Genomic DNA, 20,541 nt, shown 5'->3' on the forward strand with positions numbered 1-20,541 from the left:
CCGTGGTGGTTTCAAGTTCGAATTTCTGGTCCGGAAAACGGGTTCTGCTGACCGGCCACACCGGCTTCAAAGGCGCTTGGGCGACTTTGATGCTCACGGCCCTCGGCGCCCATGTAACCGGCTTCGCGCTGCCGGCCGAAGATGAAGAGAACCTGTTCGACCTTGCCGACTGTGCGAGCGGTATCGAGTCCCACATCGGAGATCTGCGCGATCCGTCCGCCGTATCGGCAGCGGTCCAAGCGACCAAGCCGGATGTTGTCCTTCATATGGCTGCACAGGCGCTTGTGCGCCGGTCTTACGCCGAACCGCTCTTCACCTGGCAAACGAACGTCGATGGCACTCTGAACCTGCTTGAGGCCTTGAAGCCGCTTCCGTCTCCGCCCGTGGTTCTTGTGGTGACCACGGACAAGGTCTACCGCAACGACGAAACGGGCCGGCCGTTCAAGGAAACCGATCCGCTCGGTGGCCATGACCCCTATTCGGCATCCAAGGCAGCATGCGAGATCCTGACGGAAAGCTGGCGGTTGAGCTTTGCGGAGCGCTCCGGCATCAAGGTCGCCACGGCACGCGCCGGTAACGTTATCGGCGGCGGCGACTTCTCCGAAGACCGTATCGTCCCGGACATCTGGCGGGCTGTCCGAGGCGGATACGAACTGGAGCTGCGCAATCCGGAGGCGACGCGCCCCTGGCAGCACGTGCTCGACTGTTTGTTCGGCTATCTCCTCTATATCGAAGCGCTCGCCCAAAATCCGGACGTTCCACCCGCGCTGAATTTCGGACCGGCGGGCGGCCATCCGCCGACAGTGCGGGACATAGCGGAACGTATCCTCAACGCCGTGTCGTCCTCCAGCCGCTGGGCCATGTCCGGCAATCCGGGGCCTCGTGAGATGCTGAAACTGAGCCTCGATACACATCTGGCCCGAACATCTATAGGCTGGGCGGACTATTTGACGGAAGAACGGCTTGTTGACTGGACGGCCGAGTGGTACCGGGCTTATGCGGAAGGGGCGGATATGCGTGCGTTCACGCTCGAACAGATCAACACATTCTTGACCATCGCAAGCCGGAACCAATGACCAAAGCTTCCCCTGACTGCCGCTTCTGCGGCGAGGCGCTCGACACGATCTTCGCGGACCTCGGCACCACGCCTCTTTCGAACGCCTATGTCACCGCTGAGGACATTGCGGAGAACCGCGATACAGCCTACCCGCTTGTCGTGCGTGTCTGTTCGCATTGCCTTCTCGTTCAGGCGGATGAAGTTGTCGCCCATTCCGATATCTTCGATCGGAACTACACTTATTTCTCCTCCTATTCCGACAGCTGGGTTGCGCACGCCAAACGCTATGCGGAGGACATGGAACAACGCTTTGCTCTCGGGCCGGAAAGCCTGGTGGTCGAGGTCGCGAGTAACGACGGTTATCTCCTGCAGCACTTCAAGGCTGCCGGCATTCCCGTCCTCGGTGTCGAACCGACCGCAGGAACCGCCGAGGCAGCGATTGCCAAAGGCATCGACACCCGGATCGACTATTTCAATGAGGCAACCGGGAAACAGCTTGCAGCAGAGGGGCGCGTTGCCGACCTGACCGCGGCCAACAATGTGCTTGCCCATGTGCCTGACATTCTGGATTTCGTTCGCGGCTTTACGGAAATTCTCGCACCCGACGGCGTCGCGACCTTCGAATTCCCGCATATTCTGAACCTGATCAGGCTGAACCAGTTCGATACCATCTACCACGAACATTACTCGTACCTGAGCCTATTCACAGTAGAACGCGTCTTCGCGAAGGCGGGGCTGCGCGTCTTCGATATCGAAAAACTGCCTACCCATGGCGGTTCCCTTCGGATCTTCGCCTGTCTTGAAACTGCAAAGCATCAACCGACTGCCGCCGTGGCCGACATGCGTGCCGAAGAAAAGGCGGCTCAACTCGACCGGTTGGAGGGCTACACCGGCTTCCAGGAGCAGATCCGCAAGGCCTGCGTGGATTTCCGGACATTCCTTGCAAGGGCCCGCGCGGAAGGCAAGACGGTTGCTGCCTATGGGGCCGCGGCAAAGGGCAATACGTTTTTCAATGTCTGCGGGATTACCGCCGATGATATTCCGCTGATCGCCGACCGCAGCCACGCCAAGCAGGGCAAGTTCCTGCCCGGCAGCCACATTCCGATTGTTGCGCCGGAAGATCTTGTTGCCGCCAAACCGGACTACGTCATGATCGTTGCCTGGAACCTCGCGGAGGAAATCCGAAGCCAACTTGCTGATCTGGAACGAGGCGGCACGAAATTCGTGGTCGCAATACCGGAAACCCGAGTGCTGTGATGCTTTCGTTTCACGAAACGCATCTGAAGGATGTCATCCTCGTGGAAACCGAGGGCCACCGCGATGAACGCGGCAGTTTCGTCCGGCTTTATTGTCCGGAAAGCTTTTCAAAGGCAGGCATCGACTTCGTATCGACTCAGATCAACCTGTCGACCAATCACAAACGCCATACCCTGCGCGGCATGCATTGGCAGGACCCGCCCCATGCGGAAGCCAAACTGGTCCGTGTGATGACCGGGGAAATCTATGATGTCGTTGCCGATATCAGGCCCGATAGCCCGACTTATGGCCGTTGGCAGGCGTTCGAACTTTCCGCCGATAACCAGCGCGCCCTGTTCATACCAGAGGGCTGTGCGCACGGCTTCCTGACACTGCAGGACGAGACGAACGTTCTTTACCAGATGGGTAGGACTTATGTGCCGGGCCATGCACGCGGTTTCCGCTACGATGATCCTGCGTTCGCGATTACCTGGCCTGCCGTCCCCGCGTATATCTCCGAGGCTGATCTCACCTGGGCTTCATATTCGTTGTGAAGCCGCCATTTGAGCCCCCCCCCGTTAGGCCAATTTTTCGGTCGACGAAGAGCCATGAGAAAAACTGACTGACAGCCCGGTTTTCTTCAACGTCCGACCAGGCTTTTGAGTTTTCCACGCACATGGCGCCGAAGGCGATAGCGGGTTTTCCAGCCTGAATCCTTCCAGAACATCTTGAACAGCCGTCTCCGCGTACGCAAAGGCAGGGGCGGCATCTTCTTCAAGACGCGATAACACCCAATCGTGTAGTCCCATCGCTGGCGGAATTTTTCAAACAGGGACTTTGCCGTATAGACCTTCTCGGAGGCCGAACCTTCAAAGAAAATATATTTCGGACCTTCAACCCACACGACTTGGCCACGAATGACAAATTCGGCGACGGTGTAGGAAGCGACACACCACGGGCTGCGCAACTTTGGCAATCGCTCTTTCAGGATCTCGGGTGCCCCATTCGAACGATAGATTCCGTAGAACCATTCAGCCGGAAACCAAAGGCCCTTTAACTTGTCGCCGCTGGTGACATGTTCCCAGAAGGACAGAACCTCCGAAGCAGGATTGATAATCCGCTCTCCTTCCGGACTTACACGTTTGGTAGACCCTGTCGCCAGAAGCTTGCTCTTGTCTTCCTCCAGGGCATTCAACAATTTCGACAGATAGTCCGGGGTCGATAAATCATCACAAGCGCGAAGGCAGAAATACTCGCCACGGTGACTTCCTATTTCAATCGCCTTCAGAAAGTTATCTATGACTTTCAGATGTTCTTCGTTCTGGACAACTTCAAACCGATCGTCTCTGCTGCAAAATTCCTCGGCGATTTCCAGACTTCTGTCCGTCGATCTGTTCTCAACAATAATTGCCCGAAAATCTCTATAATCCTGCGCAGCGATACACTCGAGGCTTTTCAGCATCGTTTTCTCGCCGTTGTATATGGGAAACACAACGACCAGCTTATCTTTCTTCATCTGTCACTCCCCGACAAAGATTGTGGCCGCGGCGCTTTTCTCAAAGACTATTTCTACAAACAGCCAATTTTTCATGCATTTCATCGAACTGCCACATCGGGTTGGTGAGAAGACGACACGTTACTGGCGGCTTGCCGCTGCCAAGTCAATAAGCCCCTTGCCGTGCGACGCCGGGTCGATGCCAGTCGAGAGACATGGGGGACACCTCGCGCGGAACGGGGCCCCGATCAACTGCAGTGTTCTCCATGCCGGGGCTGAGTTTTCCGCCCAAGATCGTTATCTCGGGGTGACGCCCCGTTCTATTCTCCGAAATATTCAGGATAGATTTCATGATATCGCCGACGGAGGCCGGGCGTTCCGTGGGTTCGGATCCCTTCCTCTCCGCCATCTGCCACTGTGTCCGACCCGGTTCTACAGGCAGCGCCTGGGCGCGGGGAGTCTCGTTTCAAAAATAATCCGGATTACGCGCGACGATCTGATCGACCGTTTCAAGGGTGCCGGACAGGTGCGAGCGGACGGCCTCGTCGGTCGCCTGGACATTGCCGCTCTCGATCGCATCCAGAATCAGCCGGTGATAGTGCAGGATGTTGGCGGCCTTTCCCGGATCGGGGAGATTGAGATTGCGCAGACGGTCGATATGGCCCGACCTGGAGGCGACCAGTTGCCAGAGATTGGCAATACCGACTGCCTGGAACAGGGACAGATGGAACCGCTTGTCGAGCATCGAGAACAGGCCGAGATCACCATCGGAAAGCGCGGTCTCCTGTAAATGCAGGATCTTCCGGGCCTGATCGATGGCCTTCGGGTCTCCCGATTTCGCAAGGCGTCTGCACACCTCGAGTTCCAGGGAGAGGCGCAGGGTCTGGGTTTCTCGGGCGTGCTCGACGTCGATCTTTGAAACTTCCGTCTTCGACTGCGGATAGATGGTCAGAAGACCCTCCTCCTCGAGCTTCATCATTGCGTCGCGGACGGGCGTCTGGCTGACGCCGTAGTGGGTGGCGATGTCACTGCGCGACAGGTTCTGGCCGGGTGCCAGTTCGAGCGAAACAATCCGTGCCCTGAGCGAATCCTGGATCTGCTGGCTCACGGAAATGCGCTTTATCCGCTCTCCCTGGCCATTCTCCACGGCGTTGCCGAGATCATTCAGCAAGTGAACCGACTCGAAATTCATCGCGATGTTTCCCGTACCTTCCGTCGAACGTTTTCATAAAACCATATAACAGACTTGCAAATGATACACTAATATATTAGTGCATTAGCTGTTCGGGAGGAGGAGTTCCCGCGCTTTTCGTCAGGAGGAAATCATGAAATCAACCTTCGCCGCGCTTCTCGCGGTCTCCGTTTCCGCGCTCGCCTGCAGTGCGAATGCCGAAACGCTGAACATTCAGACGTCGTTCAACGCGGGTGATTTTTCGACCCAGTATCTGACCGAGAACTGGCTGCCGAAAATCAAGGACATGACGGATGGACGTATCGAGATCGTGCTGACGCCGAACGGGTCCGTCGTCCCGGCCAAGGAAACGCCCGATGCGGTTGCCGCCGGCGTTCTGGACGGCGATTTCACCTCGGTAAATTACTTCTCCGGCCGTGAACCGGCCTTTGCCATCATGGGCGACCTGATTTCCGGTTACGACACGCCGCAGCAGATGATCGGTTTCTGTAAGGACGGCGGCGGCGAAGCCATCATGCAGAAGGCGGCCGACTCGATCACGGACGGCGAAGTCCACGTCATCGCTTGCGGCCCCTACTCCCGCGAAGCGTTGCCGGCGCGCGTGCCGGTCCGTACGTTCGAGGACCTCGCCGGCAAGAAAATCCGCTCGCCGGAAGGCCTGGCGGCGGCGGTCTTCCAGGCTGCCGGCGCGTCTCCGGTTTCCATTCCGTTTTCCGAGGTCTTCGGTGCTCTGGAAAAGGGGATTGTGGATGCCGCCGATGCCTCGGCCTATGTGAATAACGACGCGACCGGCCTGCACGACGTTGCGCCCTACCCGCTCTATCCGGGCATCCACTCCATGCCATCCATGCAGTTCACCATCAACACGGGAAAGTGGAACGCACTGTCAGAGGCCGATCAAAAGGCGCTTCGCGACTGGTGGTATGAGGCCATGTTCGCGATGGCTGCCGAAGTCAACAGGAAGGACGCTGAACTGGCCGCCCGGGACGATGCCAGCGAAAAGATCGAGGTGATCAACTGGGACCAGGCAGACCGGAACAAGCTGCGCGAGGTTGCCCGCAAGCAGTGGGAGGTCTTCGCCGAAAAATCGGCGCTGGCGCAGGAAGCACTTGATGCCAACATCTCCTACATGACCGAAATCGGTCTCTTCAAGAAATAGGTCTAGAGCAATTTGCGCGCCTGCTTGCTCTCTGTGGGAGCAGTGCGCGCAGATCTGCCCGATGCCACCGGAGAGACCTTATGAAACGCCTACTCGCCCGCTATGCCAGCATCATGAGCCGCGTTAGCGTGTTCATCGGCCATGGCTGTTCCGTTCTTCTTTTTGCCTGCGTGATCGTCTCCGCAATGGAAGTCGTCATGCGGTATGGTTTCGACCGGCCGACGGTCTGGTCCACCGAGCTCGCCATGACGCTTTGCGCCTCCGCCTGGGTGCTGGCGGTCGGTTATGTCACCGAACGCAACCGGCATATTTCAATCACCATGATCGAGGGCCTCGTCAGCCCCCGGGTCTGGCGGATCCTGCGCCTCGTCCAGATGCTCGTTGCGACCGGCGCCCTCATCGTCCTCACCATGGCGTTGTGGTCGCCGGCCCTGAAGGTGCTCAAGCGGACCGAATATTCCGGGACCGCGTTGAATTCCATACAGCCCACTTATCTCAAGGTCGTGCTGGTCGTCGGCTGCATCCTCTACATTCTCCAGCTTTCCGCCAACATCATCAAATGGGCGCTGGGCACCGAAGGGGAGACCGCCGGTGGGCATTGAAGTCATTACTCTTCTGATTGTCGCGGCCCTTCTTGCGCTGATGGCGCTGGGTGTCCCGCTCGGGGTCACGACGCTCACCGTCTCTCTCGGCACCGCGATCCTCTATTTCGGCGAACGGGCCGGCTTCTTCATCGTCGCGGCAAACGTGGGGGAAGTGCTCCACAAATACGAGCTCATCGCCGTTCCCTTCTTCGTCTTCATGGCCAACGTTCTGGAACGGTCGGGGATCGCGAAATCCCTGTTCGATTCCATGGCGATCATGGGCGGACGCTTCCGCGGGTCCGTCGCCGTACAGACCTGTATCGTGGCCGTGGTTCTGGCCGCCATGTCGGGGATCATGGGCGGAGAGATCGTGATGCTCGGCCTCATCGCGCTGCCGCAGATGCTGCGCCTCGGTTACGACCGCAAACTTTCCATCGGCATCATCTGCGCAGCCGGAGCGCTTGCGACCCTGATCCCGCCATCGGTCGTGCTCATCATCTACGGGCTTGCCGCCCAGGTCTCCATCACCAAGTTGTTCGCCGCTTCCGCCGTGCCGGGGCTGATCCTGGCAGGCCTCTTCATCACCTATATCCTGATCCGGGTCCGGCTGAACCCGGCCATGGCCCCGATCTACGATATTCCGGAAACCGGCCTGCCCTTTTTTCAACGGCTGAGACATCTCAAGGGGGTGATCCTTCCGGGCATTCTGATCGGTGCGGTTCTGGGCGTGATCTATTCCGGTATCGCAACCGTGACAGAGGCCGCGGCCGTCGGGGCCGTCGGCGCGTTGTTCGTTGCCGCCGTGCGCAAGGAACTTTCCTGGACCATGGCGCGCGATGCCATGCGCCAGACAGCGCTGACGGTCGGGTCCATCATCTGGCTGGTGCTGGGTGCCGTTTCCCTCATCGGGATCTATAACCGGATCGGCGGCGGCGAGTTTTTGCGCGGCATGCTTACGTCGCTGGATATCGCCCCGATCATGGTGATCGTCGTGATGATGCTGATCGTCATGGTGCTGGGCACCTTCCTGGAATGGATCGCAATCATCTTCATCACCGTGCCGATCTTCGCGCCCGTTGTGGTCGATCTCGGCTTCGATCCTGTCTGGTTCGGCGTGCTCTTCGCCATGAACATCCAGATCTATTACCTGTCGCCGCCTTTCGGTCCCGCGTGCTTCTTTCTGAAGTCGGTGGCTCCGAAAGACATCCAGCTCCAGGAGATCTTCGGCGCGGTGCTGCCGTTCATCGGCCTGCAGGCAATCGGCCTGTTCCTGGTCCTGCTCTTCCCGGACCTGGCTCTCTGGCTGCCGAACATGCTGAATTGAGGAGAATGCGATGCCTATCACGGATCAGGATCTCACCCGTCAGGACGAGGACATCTCCCCGCAGGAGTTCCAGGCCGAAGAAGCCCGGGAGGCCGACTTCGGCAACTGGCCGGAGCTTGCCGGACTGGTTTTCACCGCCTTCGTCATTTGGCTGACTTTCGCCTTCACCGGATAAGAACAATGTCGCACAAAGCCCCAAAAGATCTCCGTTCCGCGCGCTGGTTCGCCCCGGATGACCTGCGCAGTTTCGGTCACCGGTCGCGCATGATGCAGCTCGGCTATTCCGAAGACGACTTCAGGGACAAGCCGATCATCGGCGTCCTGAACACCTGGTCGGAACTCAACACCTGCCATTCGCATTTCAAGGAGCGGGTGCAAGACGTGAAACGGGGCGTGACCCAGGCCGGCGGCTTCGCCGTCGAAATGCCGTCGCTTTCCGTAGACGAGAGCTTCACCAAGCCCACGTCGATGCTCTACCGAAACATGCTCGCCATGGAGACGGAGGAGATGATCCGCTCGCATCCGCTCGACGGTGTCGTGCTGATGGGCGGCTGCGACAAGACCACACCGGGCCTCGTCATGGGCGCCCTGTCTGCCGGCGTTCCGATGATCTACCTGCCGGCGGGGCCCATGCTGCGCGGAAATTACGCCGGCAGAATTCTCGGTTCGGGCTCGGATGCCTGGAAATACTGGGACGAACGCCGCGCGGGCAATATCACCGACGAGGAGTGGCTCGGCATCCAGGGCGGCATCGCGCGCTCCGCCGGCACCTGCATGACCATGGGTACGGCCTCCACCATGACCGCCATCGCCGACGCCATGGGCCTGACCCTGCCCGGTGCATCCTCCATCCCGGCGGTCGATTCCGGCCACCAGCGCATGGGCGCCGATTGCGGGCGGCGTATCGTGGAGATGGTCTGGGAGGACCTGACTCCGGACCAGATCGTCACCGAGGCCGCCTGCCGCAACGCGGCCGTGGTCGCCATGGCGACCGGCTGTTCCACCAACGCCGTCGTCCACCTGATCGCCATGTCCCGGCGTGCCGGTATCGACCTCGCCCTCGACGATCTGGACGCGCTCGGACGCACCACACCGCTCATCGCCAATGTCCGCCCCGCCGGCAAGGACTACCTGATGGAGGATTTCTTTTACGCCGGGGGCCTGCGCGCGCTGATGAAGCAGATCGAGGACCGACTGGACCTCGGTGCGCTGACCGTCACGGGGAAGACACTGGGCGAAAACCTCGAAGGCGCGGAGGTCTATAACGACGACGTCATCCGACCGTTGTCCAATCCGGTCTACCGGGAAGGATCGCTTGCGGTGCTGCGCGGCAACCTGTGTCCGGACGGTGCGATCATCAAGCCCGCGGCCTGCGATCCGAAGTTCCACTTCCACGAAGGGCCAGCGCTCGTTTTTCGACAGCTATCCCGAAATGAAGGCGGCAATCGATGACGAGACCCTGGAGGTCACGCCGGACCATGTGCTGGTGCTGCGCAATGCCGGCCCTCAAGGCGGACCCGGATTTCCCCGAATGGGGCATGCTGCCGATCCCCAAAGCGCTGATCAAACAGGGGTATCGCGACATGCTGCGGATTTCCGATGCCCGAATGTCCGGCACGTCCTACGGCGCCTGCGTGCTCCATGTGGCCCCGGAAAGCTATATCGGCGGTCCGCTTGCCCTCCTGAAGACCGGCGACACGGTGCGCCTCGACCTCGCCAACCGGCGTCTCGACATGCTGCTCGGCGAAGAAGAACTGGTCGCACGCCGCAAGGCCTGGGTTTCCCCGAAACCCCGTTACGAGCGCGGCTACGGCTATCTGTACCAGCGCCATGTCACTCAGGCGGACAAAGGCTGCGACTTCGACTTCCTGCAATCGGACTTCGGCCGAACGGCCGGCGAACCGGACATTTTCTGAAGTTCCCTCTCAAAGGACTCCACCATGAGCGACTACATTCTTTCCGGTGAAACCCGGGCCCGACTGATGAGGATATCGACAGCTTCGCTTGCGACCCGCGCTTTTCAAGCGGGGGCTTGCGCAACCAGTTCGTACAGGGCGTCGGTCCCGTCTCGCGAAAGCCCCACAACATGGTCGGCCAGGCCTTCACGCTTCGCTATATTCCCGCCCGCGAGGACCGGAATGAAATCACGGTCTTCCGGAACGAGGATCACCCGCAGCGGGTCGCGATCGAGCAGTGTCCGGGAGGTCATGTTCTGGTGATGGACAGCCGAAAGGACGCACGTGCCGCCTCGGCCGGTTCGATCCTGATCACGCGCATGCAGGTCAGGGGGCTGTGCCGGTGTCGTCACCGACGGGGGCTTTCGCGACGCGGACGGCATCGCTGCCCTCGACATGCCCGCCTATCACGCCCGTCCCTCCGCCCCAACCAACCTGACCCTGCACGAGGCGATCGACATCAATGTCCCGATCGGTTGCGGCGACGCGGCCGTGTTTCCCGGCGATGTCGTGGTGGGTGACGGCGACGGCGTCATCGTGATCCCGGCGCACCTCGCCGATGAAATCGCAGAAGAATGCGCCGGCATGGAGGACTTCGAGGCCTTCGTGCTCGAAAGCGTGCAGGCCGGACACACGATCATCGGGCTCTATCCGCCGACGCGGGCAGAAACGCAGGAACGTTTCAAGGCGTGGCAGGAAGATCGCAAGAACCGATGATCGCACCGGGGCGACAGATCAGATCTAAGCCTACCCTGTCGCCTCGTCGAAATATTCCGGATGAGCATTCATGATTTCGCCAACGGAGGCCAGGGTGCCAGAGAGATGCGCCCTTACCTGCGCCTCCACATCGTCGAGCCTGCCGCCCGATATGGCCTCCAGAATACCTTCATGGGCCTTGAGCACATTGGTCATCTTGCCGGGATCGGGCAGATTGAGGCGTCGCAGCCGGTCGATGTGGCCCGAGCGGCCCGAAATCAGGTGCCACAAGGCCGGAACGCCCGCCGCCTGGAATAGCGAGAGATGAAACAGCCGGTCGAGAGCTGTGAATTCGGGGATATCCCGGTCCTCGCCCGCCATCTTCTGCATCCTGAGGATCCTGTAAGACGGCAATAAAGCGTCCGGATTTCCGGCCGCAGCGAGCGACTTCGCGACTTCCAGTTCGACGCCGAGACGCAGGAATTGGGTTTCGCGTGCATGCTCGACGTCGATCTTCGTTACCAGGGTCTTGGATTGCGGATAGGAGATGACGAGACCCTCCTTCTCCAGCTCCTGTATGGCTTCGCGAACCGGTGACTGGCTGACGTCGTTTTCCTTGGCAATGGACGCGCGGGACAGGACGGTGTCCGGCGGGAGATCCAGGGATATGATCTGCTCCCGAAGCTTTGCATAAACCCGTCCGGCGGCCGAGCCGGGATGAACCGGTCCGGCGCGATCATGGGACGCTTTTACCAGAGCCTCGGTCAGGGAACTGACATTCATGAACTATCAACCTCGCAGAGCGGAATCATCGGGACCTACATTAGCTGGCCAGGAAGGAAAAGAGAAAGCGCGGGAAATGCCACGAGCAGCGCGAGAAACACCAGCAGTGCAGCGAAATAAGGAACCGAGGCCTTCGAAAATTCGCCGGTCTTGACCTTGAGAATCCCGCATACGGTGAACATGATGACGCCGACCGGCGGCGTCAGCCCGCCAATATTGATCAGGGTGACGATCAGGATCCCCATGTGTACCGGATTGTAACCGGCCTGAACCAGCACCGGCAGCACGATCGGGGTGACCAGCAGGATATTGGCAGCCCCTTCCAGGAACATGCCGCTCACCAGCAGAAGCAGCAGGACCAGGATCAGGATCGCAATCGGTTCGCTGGTAAGCGTGGTCACGAGTTCCGCAATCTGCTGCGGCCCCCTTTCGATGGTCACCGCATACCCGAGCACGGCCGCCATCATGATCAGGAGCATGACCATTCCCAGATCCGCTACCGTGCCCTTTGTCGCCTCGTATAGCTTCGCGAAGCTCAGCTCCCGGTAGACGAAGAAGCCAACGAACAGTGCATAGAAAACCAGAAACGCGCCGTGCCTCGGTCGCGGGTGAAAAAGCCGAACCGGAAGCCCACGATCAGGATGACCGGAAAGGCAAGCGCCCAGACACTTTCCCGGAAACCGGCCCAGAGCTGGCACAAGGTCGGCGGGGGTCGCGAGGTCTGGCGCGTAGCCGTTTTTCCTCGCGACGATCCAGGCCGTCACCATCAGGGTCAGTGTCAGCAGAATGCCGGGCACGATACCGGCCAGAAACAGCCGGCCGATCGACACTTCGTTGATGAAGCCGAACAGGATCAGACCGATGCTCGGCGGGATGGTGGCGGTGATGATCGAGCCGAAGGCAAGTACCGCCGCGGTGGCCGCCTTCGAATAGCCCCCCTTTTCGATCATGCTGGGTCCGAGCAGCCGCGCTTCCATGGACGCATCTGCGACAGCAGAACCCGATATTCCACCCATCATAAGACTGAGCGCAATGGAAACCTGGCCGAGGCCTCCCGCCAGCCAGCCGGTCAGGAGCCGTGCGAAATTGATCAGGCGGTCGGTGATGCCGGTGGAATTCATCAGATTGCCGGCGAATATGAAAAACGGCACCGCCAGCAGCGGAAAGCTTTGCGTGGCCGTTACCATCTTCTGGATGGCGACGGTCGGCGGGCATCGTGCCGGTCAGCACGAAAACCGGAAACGACGCCAAGGCCAGCGCGAAGGCCACCGGGATACCGCACAGCAGAAACAGGGCAAATAGGCCTGCAATGAGAAGCAACATCAGGAAACGGCCTTCTGGCGGATGCAGTGAACGAGCTTGACCAGCAATGTCCGGATCATCAGGGCAAACCCGACAACCATGCTGGCGTGGAAATAGGAGCCGGGCGTCTGCAGGGCGCCGTCCAGCCGGGGATGCATGAGGATCATGTTTTTCCAGGCGAACTTCATCAGATAGACAAGCAATGCGATCACCACGATCAGGTTGACGATCTCCATCACTTTCCGCCCGACAGGCCCGAGATTGTCGAGGATCAGGCCGATACCGAAATGGCGATCATCCTGCAGGGCAAGGTCGATCGCCAGAACGCAAAGCCAGAGAAACAGCAACTGCGCGATCTCAACCGACCAGATGATTGGAGACCCGGCGGCCCGGGCAACGGATGCCACGCCGACGAGGATCACGACGGCGGCGAGCAGGAGAGCGGCGCAGGCGAATTCGACCCGTCTCAACATGAGAAGTGTCCTTTATTATTCGTCTGCGCCTTGAGGATGAGAGACAATCCTAGCGACCGAGCACTTTGTTGACGATGGCCGCTTCGGTTTCCAGATTCAGCATGCCGTAGACACCGGCAACCGCTTCCTTGAACGGCGCCAGATCGACCTCGGATATGGTCACTCCGCTCTCGGCCACATCGGCGAGTGCCTGCTCGCCGAGTTCGATCGTGAGCTGCGACGCATAGCGACCGTTCTCGACCGCAAGGTCCCGCACGATCTTCTGGTTTTCCGGGGAGATTTGGTCCCACGCGTCGGCGGAAACCACCAGGGCGGTCACCAGCTGAATATGGCCGGTCTTGGTGACATGTTTGATCACCTCGTAGAGCTTCGCGCCCTTGATCGCCGTCGGCTGGGCCTCGGCCGCATCAATCGAGCCAAGTTGCAGAGCCGAATAGACCTCCCCCCAGGCGATCGGGGTCGGTTCGGCGCCCATGGCGCGGATGGTTTCGATCCAGATCGGCGCGCCGATCGTCCGCATGCGCACGCCCTTCAGGTCCGCCGGTGTCGATATCGGCTTCTGGGTCAGGGCATGTCGCGGGCCCTGATACCAGTTCGAGGCCAGCATCACGAGGCCGGATTTTTCTTTCAATTCATCGCCCCAGCCAAGGTACTCCGAGGAAAGGGCGAATTTGTCGGCCTGTTCATAGGTATCGAACAGGAACGGCGCGGACATGATCGCCAGAGACGGCACGAAGCTTGACAGGCGCGCCACGTCGGTCACCGTACCGACATTCGCCCCTGCCCGTGCCTGGTCGATCATTTCCGTCGTGTCGCCCAGTTGCGAATTGTGGAACACCTGCACCAGGACTTCGCCATTGGTCGCCTTTTCGACCTCTGTCTTGAACTTATCCAGCCCCTGCCCCATCGGATCATTCGGCGCAAGCACGGTGCCAATGCGAAGGGTCGTGGCGGCGAATGCGGGCATGCTCATGCTCAGGCCGGCTGCCAAGGCAACACAGACTCCGAGCGCTTTCATGGTTCGTTTCATAGGTTCCTCCCGTTAACAACAACCAATTTCATATACTAATATTTTAGTTGTTTTGATTTGCTAATTACGTTCGATCACGTCTGTCAATCTGTTTATTGTCAGATCTCGCAGGTCCGAATTCAGCTCATCCCGAGACCCGAACGCTCGGTTTTTCCACGTCGTTACAATGCGTTAGATGCAAGGCGGCGTATCACCGAGGGATGACCGGTTTCCGCACAGGCCGGAGACCGGCCGCTGCGAAAAATCCCGGCGGTTTCATCGTCACGGTATATTTGAGAAAGACAGGATCTGGAACGTGGACTTTCAGGCTCCTGCGGAGCCGACGGTCATGCCGCCGCAGACGTAGAGCACCTGTCCGGTGACAAAACCCGAGCGCACATCGAGCAGATAGCTGACCGCGTGGGCAACATCTTCTGGTTCGCCGACCCGACGAACCGGGACCGAATTGATGATGGCCCGGGTTCTTGGCGCACCGGGCGGATTGGCCTTGTCGAACAGTTCTGTGCGGATCGGGCCCGGCCCGACGACATTTGCCGTGATCCCGTATTCGCCCAGTTCCAGCGCCCAGGTCTTGGCCATGCCGATCAACCCGGCCTTGGTGGCGGAATAGGCGGTGCGCAGTTCCTTCCCAAGGGCCGCCCTTGAGGCCATGTTGACGATCCGGCCGAAGCCGGCCGCGCGCATGCCCGGGAGCAGCGCCTGGGTGCATTGCATGGCACAACGCAGGTTCAGCGCCACGACCTTGTCGAACTCCTCCAGCGTCTGTTCGCCGACGGACGCGGGCGCGACCAAGCCGACGTTGTTGACCAGACGGGTGATCGGTCCGCCTTCCAGCGCACGTTCGAGTGCATCCGCCGTCTCGGCCGGATCGGAAAGATCGGCCCGAATGCCGTCGCCGATGCGATCGATGACGACAGGCTCATAGCCGTCGCTCCGGCAGCGTTCGGCGCAGGCAGCCCCGATCCCGGCCACACCGCCGGTGATGAGAACACGCGCCGTCATACTGTTGCCACCGGCGTTACCGGCGACCCGACCGCACCGGGAAGCCGGAGCGGCGGTGCCGTCAGCAGAAAGCGGTTGCGCCCGTTTTCTCCAAGCCAGGCCGCCAACGGTGTCAGGTGCCAGAGTTCGCCGAGCGGAATGCCGTTCTTGAACAGGCAATGTTCGTGCAAGGGTAAAGTCGAACAGCAGTCCCGTTCGCATGGGCGCGCCGGATGGGCCTCGACCGCGTAATTGTCGGCAATTAGAGCAGCCAATCCGCTATCGGTGATCCAGTTGAGAAGCCTTCCGTCCCGGCCATCGAGGACGGCGCAGGAATTGTGCAGCCGTTCCGGATCCGGCGTCCTACCCATATCCAGCACCACCTGGGCGAAACCTGTATGCAGGCAGACCATGTCGCCCTCCTCGACGACGACTTTGTCCTGCTCGAGGATCAGCATCAGGATATCGTAGCCGACATGGGTATGTGCATCGCCAAGATGGGCGTGGAGGTCGATCATCACTGCCCTGCCCTGGATGCCATGCGCGGCCATGTTCTCGATCCCGAGGGCGCCGGCATGGGACGTGCTTTCCGGCCTCATGGCCGGGCCGATGCCGGCGTCATCGACCGAGCTCGGACCGACGATCTCCGTTCCGGCGCGAAAGCCGTTGTAGAAAACGTGCTCCAGTTCGCCGTCGCCGTCCACATCGAACTGGCCGCCGACATGGGCAAGCGCATCCCACTGGGTGGAATACTGCAGATGCAGGATTGCAAGGTCATCGCACAGGACATCGCTCGAGCCGCTGTCCGGGCCCAGGGTCGCGTTGAAATTCACCTGACCATCTCGCAGGGTCGGCCGCAGGATCGGTGGTTTCCGGCGCGGGTTCAGATCGCTGCCGCCTGGATAATCGAGCGGAAGCGACAGGCAGAAGGCGATGCCCTCCACGGCTTCGGCCAGTCCCTGACGCAGTTTTTCGCGTGTCACCAGGTTCAGGCGCCCCAATTGGTCGTCCGGGCCGAAATCCCCCCAATTGGACCCTTTCGGCCGGTGTTTCCAGCGCCGAGCGGTCATCGTCTGTTCCTCCCCATTTTCCTATCAGTTTATGCCCGCACCGCCGGTCTGCAAGTCCCGTTTCATCTGCCCCGAATAGGTTCGGTAATCGACTTCCAGAACGTAGCGATCGCTGTCGAGATAGGTCTTCTTCTGGTTCGCGCGATGGACATCGACTTCCCGTTTCCGGTCCGCCGGTCCGGGCAAGGACATTTGCCCGGAAAGCAGGCTGGCGATCCACTTTCCCTGGAGTTCCACCAGAGGAATGGTCGGGCCCACCGGCTGAACCAAGCCTGCGAAGATCAAGCCCGGATAGCGCAGGGACAGCATGCGCCGATAGAGGCACCCAGCCTCCTGCTTCGGATCGAACACATCGGTCGGCAGAAAGGGAAAGGTGATGTTGTAACCGGTGGCGTAGATGATGGCATCAAGGGCCTCTTCCGAGCCGTCAACGAACGCAACAGTCTTGCCCCGCAATTCCCGAACATTCGGCTTCACGCTGATGTAACCGTGGCCGATATAGGGGAGCAGTTCCTGGCTGAGGGTTGCGTGTTCCCGCCACATGGGATGTTTCGGGCGCGGCAGGCCGAACCTGCGCTGATCGCCGACACCGAGCGGGATCAGCCACGACATGATCCGCCGGGTCGTCTTGGTGGACAGCCGGAAACGCCGGGCGATGGCGCCGGACACCTGATCGATCGGTTTGCCCATCAGGTATTTCGGCATGACCCAGGCGCTGCGCCGCGTCGAGACGTAGACGTGCTTTGCCCGTCGCGCGATATCGACCGCGATATCAACTGCGGAATTGCCGATCCCGACCACCATCACGCGCTTGTCCGCGAAGGGATCGGCTGTGCGGTAGTGGTGCGCATGGCTTTCCGGGCCATCGAACTTTCCCGGAAAACCCGGCAGTTTCGGATCCGACAAGTGTCCGTTGGCAACAATCACTGTACCGTATTCCCGCTCCTCACCAGAGGCAAAACTAACGCGGAAGCGCTCGCCGATCGGCTCGACGGACATAATCTCCGTCTTGAACGTCACCAGATCCCGGAGGCCGAAACGATCGGCATATTTCTCCAGATGCTCCAGGAACTGTTCGTGGCTAGGAAAATCCGGAAGATCCGGATCCAGCGGGAAATCGGAATACCCAAGATTGGGGCGTGACGTATCGATGTGGAGCGAGGCATAGCAGGAGCTTTGGCCGTTGTCGTTTTCATAGCGCCATATGCCACCGATATCGGAGCCCTTCTCGAACACCTCGACAGCAAGCCCGACCTCCTTCAGTGCCTTAGCGACGGTCATTCCGGAAGACCCGGCGCCGATGATGCAGATATCCGCCTTGGAAACCGTCTGTTCTGTCTCAGCCAAATCAGTCATCCTTGTTGTGAAGATAATCGAGGATCAGCGCGTCCAGGTCAGCGTCGGGGCCCAGACCGAGACCGGCTGCACGGCGGGACACGAAACGGCGCGGCCAACCATCGACGATGGCCTGAACGCCCGGGTCCGGCTTGTAGGTGACACGGCCCAGGCCGCCGTGCCGCGCGGCAGCCTCGGTCAACTCGGCCACAGTGACAGACAAGGCGGGCAGATTGAGCGCGCGCTTGGGCGGCAACCGGTCAGACGACACATCATGAAGACGTAGCAGAGCACGTACCACCGCGCCGGCGGACACAATTGGGACCAAGGTCTCAGGCGACAGCAGGACGTCCACATCCATCCCTTTCAACGGCTCGCGAACAATCGCGGCCACCTGATCGGAGACCGCCGGCGCAGGCGCGCCGGGTCTTGTCAGCACGATCGGCAAGCGGAGGCTCCGTCCATCGATCCTCCCGAGCCGGGAATAATCGGCGATCAGCAATTCATTGATCGCCTTATGGGTTCCATAGGTCGTGGCCGGGACCGGATTGCAGTCGTCATCGACCTCCTCGGGCAACACTCCGCCGTGAATGGCGATGGAAGACGTGAAGATGACCGTCGGCCTGTTCTGCGCCAATTCCATGAGCGTGCGGAGCGCCTCGACATTGACCTTGTAGGCGAAGGACGGGTCCGTTTCCGCCTGCAGGGTGAGTAATGAGGCCATATGGAACAGGGTATCGAAGCCTTCGGCCGACAGGCTTTTGACGAAACCGCGATCAGACAGATCTCCCTGCCGAACTGAGACATCGATCTCCGTGGAGACTGAACAGGCTGCGGGATGAACATCCGCCAGGACGATCCTGCGGATCGGTTTGCCGCCGATATGCCCCTCCGCGATCAGCTCTTTCAACAGCCGGCGCCCGAGAAACCCAGCAGCTCCGGTGATAAGAACGCTGCTCATCTTTATTCCGTCCTCCCTCTTCCCTCCTGCACGCATGTTTCAGCCACGCCGTCAGGTTTACCCCTGTTGGCGCATGCGCGAACCGCGCGCCCTTCCCGTAACGGGCTGGACTTCACACCCAAAAAAACATACTACTTAGTAGGTTTTTTAGTATACACTTGTCATGACTGTCAATCGGGCTAATTGCCGGACAAGGCCCTTAACGCGAAGCGATCGATCGCCTATGAAAACGAATGTGCGATGTGGAGAAGACCGTGACAGACAAAGCGCAGAATGCGGACGCACTGGCGCCCGAGCCGATCAAGAAGGTGCGCAAGCGTGAGCTGAAGAAGGAGGAAATCATCTCCAGCGCGGCCAGTTGCTTCATGGAGCGCGGCTACCACGCCACAAGCATTGACGACGTGGCCCGGCGGCTCGGCAGCACCAAAGGCCGGATCTATCACTACTACGCGTCGAAGACCGACCTGTTCTTTGACGTCCACCGGGTCGGGATGACGTACCTGTTCGACGCCCTTCGCCCTGCCCTTTCCACAAAGGGGGATGGAGCGACGGTGTTACGGGTCATGTTGATGGCCCATGCGCAGGCCATGCTCGAATACCACACATTCGAAAACGTGGTTGCCCAGGGCGTCCAGCTCCACCGGTTCGAGGCGACTACGCCCGATCAGCGTGAGACACTACGCGAGCTCATTTCCAGTCGCGATACCTTCGAGAAGCATTTCAAAGAGGCGATCGCCGCAGGCATCAAAGACGGTACTTTGCGCAAAGTCGACGTCTCGGTGACTGCCAAGGTTCTGTTGGGAGGCCTGCAATGGTCGATCTTCTGGTATCGTCCGCGCGATAACGATACCGCAGCAACCCGCAAGCGTCTCGCCGGCAAAATGGTCGATCCACTGATGGAAGGTGTGGTTGCGACTCGTGCCTAACGGACGGACAGGCTGTCGGCCAACAGTTGTTCCGCCGCTCGGCTCAAATGACGTTCCTTGTGGCTCAGAAGCGTGAACGACCGAGCCGGCAGTTCGAAATTGACGCGGGCGAGCCCACCCGCCGCAATCCAGGGCGCGGCTACGACTGACGAAACAGCGCTCGCCACCCGGCTTGACCGGACCGCTGACAGCACGGCTTCGTTTGAGGGCAGTTCCATCACCACATCGAATGCGGATGGAGCAACGCCCAACCCTTCCATCGCGGCTTCAAAGGCCGAACGGGTGCCGGAACCGGGTTCGCGCAGGACCCAGGCCGTCTTATCGATGAGGTCCTGAGGGGTGACCAATCGGCTATCCGAGAGCGGATGCCCGGGGCTTGTGACGATCATCAGCGCATCATTGGCAATATGGCGTTTGCGCAGTAGCGGATTTTCAAGTTCTCCTTCTACATAACCGATGTCAGCGGCACCGGTTTCAACCGCCTTCGAGACCGTCTCGGTATTGCCGATGGCGAGCGAAAGCTCGATGCCGGGGTAGCGCGTATGGAACCCCATCAGAACACCCGGCAGCCAATAGCTGGCGATAGTCTGGCTAGCGGCAATGGCCAGCACCCCGCGCTGGAGCCCTCCGAGTTCGCCCAGGAAGCGTTCGGCGGACTGCATCCGCGTCAAGGTCGCCCGTGCCTCGTCCAGAAAGAGCCGCCCCTCGGCGGTGATTGCAAGACCGCGCCCGACCCGGTCAAAAAGCTGAACGCCGTAAAAATCCTCAAGCTTGCGAATTGCCGAACTGACAGCGGATGGCGTCAAATGAAGCGTCTCAGCCGCGCGGGTCAGATGTTCCCGCTCGGCGACGGCCACGAAAATTGTCAGTTGCTCGAAAGTCATAGAGATCCGCATTCCGTTCGAAATAATCGAACATACCATATGATATTATCTGATTTTTTCTTACGTTTAAAAGGAGCAGGCTGCCCCCTGTCAAATGC

The 20,541-nt window shown here is 60.0% G+C and carries 20 protein-coding genes and 2 pseudogenes; 11 read left to right on the forward strand and 11 right to left on the reverse strand.

Going from position 1 to position 20,541, the window contains the following annotated elements; translation table 11 throughout:
• Positions 1 to 5: 5 nt before the first annotated feature.
• Genes rfbG through rfbC form a run of 3 tightly spaced genes read left to right on the forward strand, consistent with a single transcriptional unit; the run spans position 6 to position 2,847 of the window.
• Complete coding sequence (gene rfbG / locus ABIN98_RS27275; protein ID WP_346915390.1) at positions 6 to 1,076, forward strand: CDP-glucose 4,6-dehydratase; 1,071 nt, start codon at positions 6 to 8, stop codon at positions 1,074 to 1,076.
• Positions 1,073 to 2,314: a class I SAM-dependent methyltransferase gene (locus tag ABIN98_RS27280; protein WP_346915126.1), complete on the forward strand. Its 1,242-nt coding sequence runs from the start codon at positions 1,073 to 1,075 to the stop codon at positions 2,312 to 2,314. Before rfbG ends, ABIN98_RS27280 begins: the two co-directional genes overlap by 4 nt.
• Entirely contained in the window at positions 2,314 to 2,847 is a 534-nt protein-coding gene (gene rfbC, locus ABIN98_RS27285; RefSeq protein ID WP_346915128.1) for a dTDP-4-dehydrorhamnose 3,5-epimerase, read from the forward strand. The genes ABIN98_RS27280 and rfbC overlap by 1 nt, the downstream gene beginning before the upstream one ends.
• A gap of 86 nt (positions 2,848 to 2,933) precedes the next feature.
• On the opposite strand, the gene ABIN98_RS27290 is transcribed toward rfbC, so the two are convergent.
• The gene (locus ABIN98_RS27290) at positions 2,934 to 3,809 is read right to left on the reverse strand and encodes a glycosyltransferase family 2 protein (RefSeq protein WP_346915130.1); all 876 of its coding nucleotides are present in this window, start codon (positions 3,807 to 3,809) and stop codon (positions 2,934 to 2,936) included.
• Between the two features lie 445 nt (positions 3,810 to 4,254).
• Complete coding sequence (locus tag ABIN98_RS27295; RefSeq protein ID WP_346915132.1) at positions 4,255 to 4,980, reverse strand: GntR family transcriptional regulator; 726 nt, start codon at positions 4,978 to 4,980, stop codon at positions 4,255 to 4,257.
• 133 nt (positions 4,981 to 5,113) lie between these two features.
• Between ABIN98_RS27295 and dctP the strand changes: the two genes are divergently transcribed.
• From dctP to ABIN98_RS27325, 6 genes and pseudogenes are all read left to right on the forward strand, one after another.
• A complete protein-coding gene (dctP, locus tag ABIN98_RS27300; protein WP_346915134.1) occupies positions 5,114 to 6,139 on the forward strand; it encodes a TRAP transporter substrate-binding protein DctP in 1,026 nt (341 codons plus the stop codon).
• Positions 6,140 to 6,219: 80 nt separating this feature from the next.
• Positions 6,220 to 6,741 (forward strand): TRAP transporter small permease, encoded by a 522-nt coding sequence (locus ABIN98_RS27305; protein ID WP_346915136.1) that lies wholly within the window; start codon positions 6,220 to 6,222, stop codon positions 6,739 to 6,741.
• Positions 6,731 to 8,047, forward strand: coding sequence for a TRAP transporter large permease subunit (locus tag ABIN98_RS27310; protein WP_346915138.1), 1,317 nt, complete (start codon positions 6,731 to 6,733; stop codon positions 8,045 to 8,047). The genes ABIN98_RS27305 and ABIN98_RS27310 overlap by 11 nt, the downstream gene beginning before the upstream one ends.
• Before the next feature lie 10 nt (positions 8,048 to 8,057).
• Entirely contained in the window at positions 8,058 to 8,222 is a 165-nt protein-coding gene (locus ABIN98_RS27315) for a hypothetical protein (RefSeq protein WP_346915140.1), read from the forward strand.
• 5 nt (positions 8,223 to 8,227) lie between these two features.
• Positions 8,228 to 9,963: pseudogene (gene araD, locus ABIN98_RS27320) on the forward strand (L-arabinonate dehydratase).
• A gap of 24 nt (positions 9,964 to 9,987) precedes the next feature.
• Positions 9,988 to 10,719: pseudogene (locus ABIN98_RS27325) on the forward strand (ribonuclease activity regulator RraA).
• A 30-nt stretch (positions 10,720 to 10,749) separates the two neighbouring features.
• Here the strand turns inward: ABIN98_RS27325 and ABIN98_RS27330 are convergent.
• Both ABIN98_RS27330 and ABIN98_RS27335 read right to left on the reverse strand, forming a co-directional pair.
• A complete protein-coding gene (locus ABIN98_RS27330; protein WP_346915142.1) occupies positions 10,750 to 11,481 on the reverse strand; it encodes a GntR family transcriptional regulator in 732 nt (243 codons plus the stop codon).
• A 35-nt stretch (positions 11,482 to 11,516) separates the two neighbouring features.
• Positions 11,517 to 12,668 (reverse strand): TRAP transporter large permease, encoded by a 1,152-nt coding sequence (locus tag ABIN98_RS27335; RefSeq protein ID WP_346915144.1) that lies wholly within the window; start codon positions 12,666 to 12,668, stop codon positions 11,517 to 11,519.
• Between ABIN98_RS27335 and ABIN98_RS27340 the strand changes: the two genes are divergently transcribed.
• Positions 12,655 to 12,783 (forward strand): hypothetical protein, encoded by a 129-nt coding sequence (locus ABIN98_RS27340; RefSeq protein ID WP_346915146.1) that lies wholly within the window; start codon positions 12,655 to 12,657, stop codon positions 12,781 to 12,783. The genes ABIN98_RS27335 and ABIN98_RS27340 overlap by 14 nt on opposite strands.
• A gap of 20 nt (positions 12,784 to 12,803) precedes the next feature.
• Here the strand turns inward: ABIN98_RS27340 and ABIN98_RS27345 are convergent, their stop codons facing one another.
• The 6 genes from ABIN98_RS27345 to ABIN98_RS27370 form a co-directional block, all read right to left on the reverse strand.
• On the reverse strand, positions 12,804 to 13,256 hold the full coding sequence (locus tag ABIN98_RS27345) for a TRAP transporter small permease (RefSeq protein ID WP_346915148.1): 453 nt from the start codon (positions 13,254 to 13,256) through the stop codon (positions 12,804 to 12,806).
• A gap of 49 nt (positions 13,257 to 13,305) precedes the next feature.
• A complete protein-coding gene (locus tag ABIN98_RS27350; protein ID WP_346915150.1) occupies positions 13,306 to 14,286 on the reverse strand; it encodes a C4-dicarboxylate TRAP transporter substrate-binding protein in 981 nt (326 codons plus the stop codon).
• Between the two features lie 303 nt (positions 14,287 to 14,589).
• A complete protein-coding gene (locus ABIN98_RS27355) occupies positions 14,590 to 15,288 on the reverse strand; it encodes an SDR family oxidoreductase (protein ID WP_346915152.1) in 699 nt (232 codons plus the stop codon).
• Positions 15,285 to 16,337, reverse strand: a complete 1,053-nt coding sequence (locus ABIN98_RS27360) for a cyclase family protein (RefSeq protein ID WP_346915154.1) — start codon at positions 16,335 to 16,337, stop codon at positions 15,285 to 15,287. The genes ABIN98_RS27355 and ABIN98_RS27360 overlap by 4 nt, the downstream gene beginning before the upstream one ends.
• A 24-nt stretch (positions 16,338 to 16,361) precedes the next feature.
• On the reverse strand, positions 16,362 to 17,684 hold the full coding sequence (locus ABIN98_RS27365) for an NAD(P)-binding domain-containing protein (protein ID WP_346915156.1): 1,323 nt from the start codon (positions 17,682 to 17,684) through the stop codon (positions 16,362 to 16,364).
• A 1-nt stretch (position 17,685) separates the two neighbouring features.
• Positions 17,686 to 18,633 (reverse strand): NAD-dependent epimerase/dehydratase family protein, encoded by a 948-nt coding sequence (locus tag ABIN98_RS27370; RefSeq protein WP_346915158.1) that lies wholly within the window; start codon positions 18,631 to 18,633, stop codon positions 17,686 to 17,688.
• A gap of 254 nt (positions 18,634 to 18,887) precedes the next feature.
• On the opposite strand from ABIN98_RS27370, the gene ABIN98_RS27375 reads away from it, so the two are divergent.
• Positions 18,888 to 19,559 (forward strand): TetR/AcrR family transcriptional regulator, encoded by a 672-nt coding sequence (locus ABIN98_RS27375; protein WP_346915160.1) that lies wholly within the window; start codon positions 18,888 to 18,890, stop codon positions 19,557 to 19,559.
• Here ABIN98_RS27375 and ABIN98_RS27380 read toward each other — a convergent pair.
• Complete coding sequence (locus ABIN98_RS27380; protein WP_346915162.1) at positions 19,556 to 20,443, reverse strand: LysR family transcriptional regulator; 888 nt, start codon at positions 20,441 to 20,443, stop codon at positions 19,556 to 19,558. The genes ABIN98_RS27375 and ABIN98_RS27380 overlap by 4 nt on opposite strands.
• Positions 20,444 to 20,541 lie beyond the last annotated feature (98 nt).

It is taken from the genome of uncultured Roseibium sp. (genome assembly GCF_963675095.2).
GTDB lineage: Bacteria > Pseudomonadota > Alphaproteobacteria > Rhizobiales > Stappiaceae > Roseibium.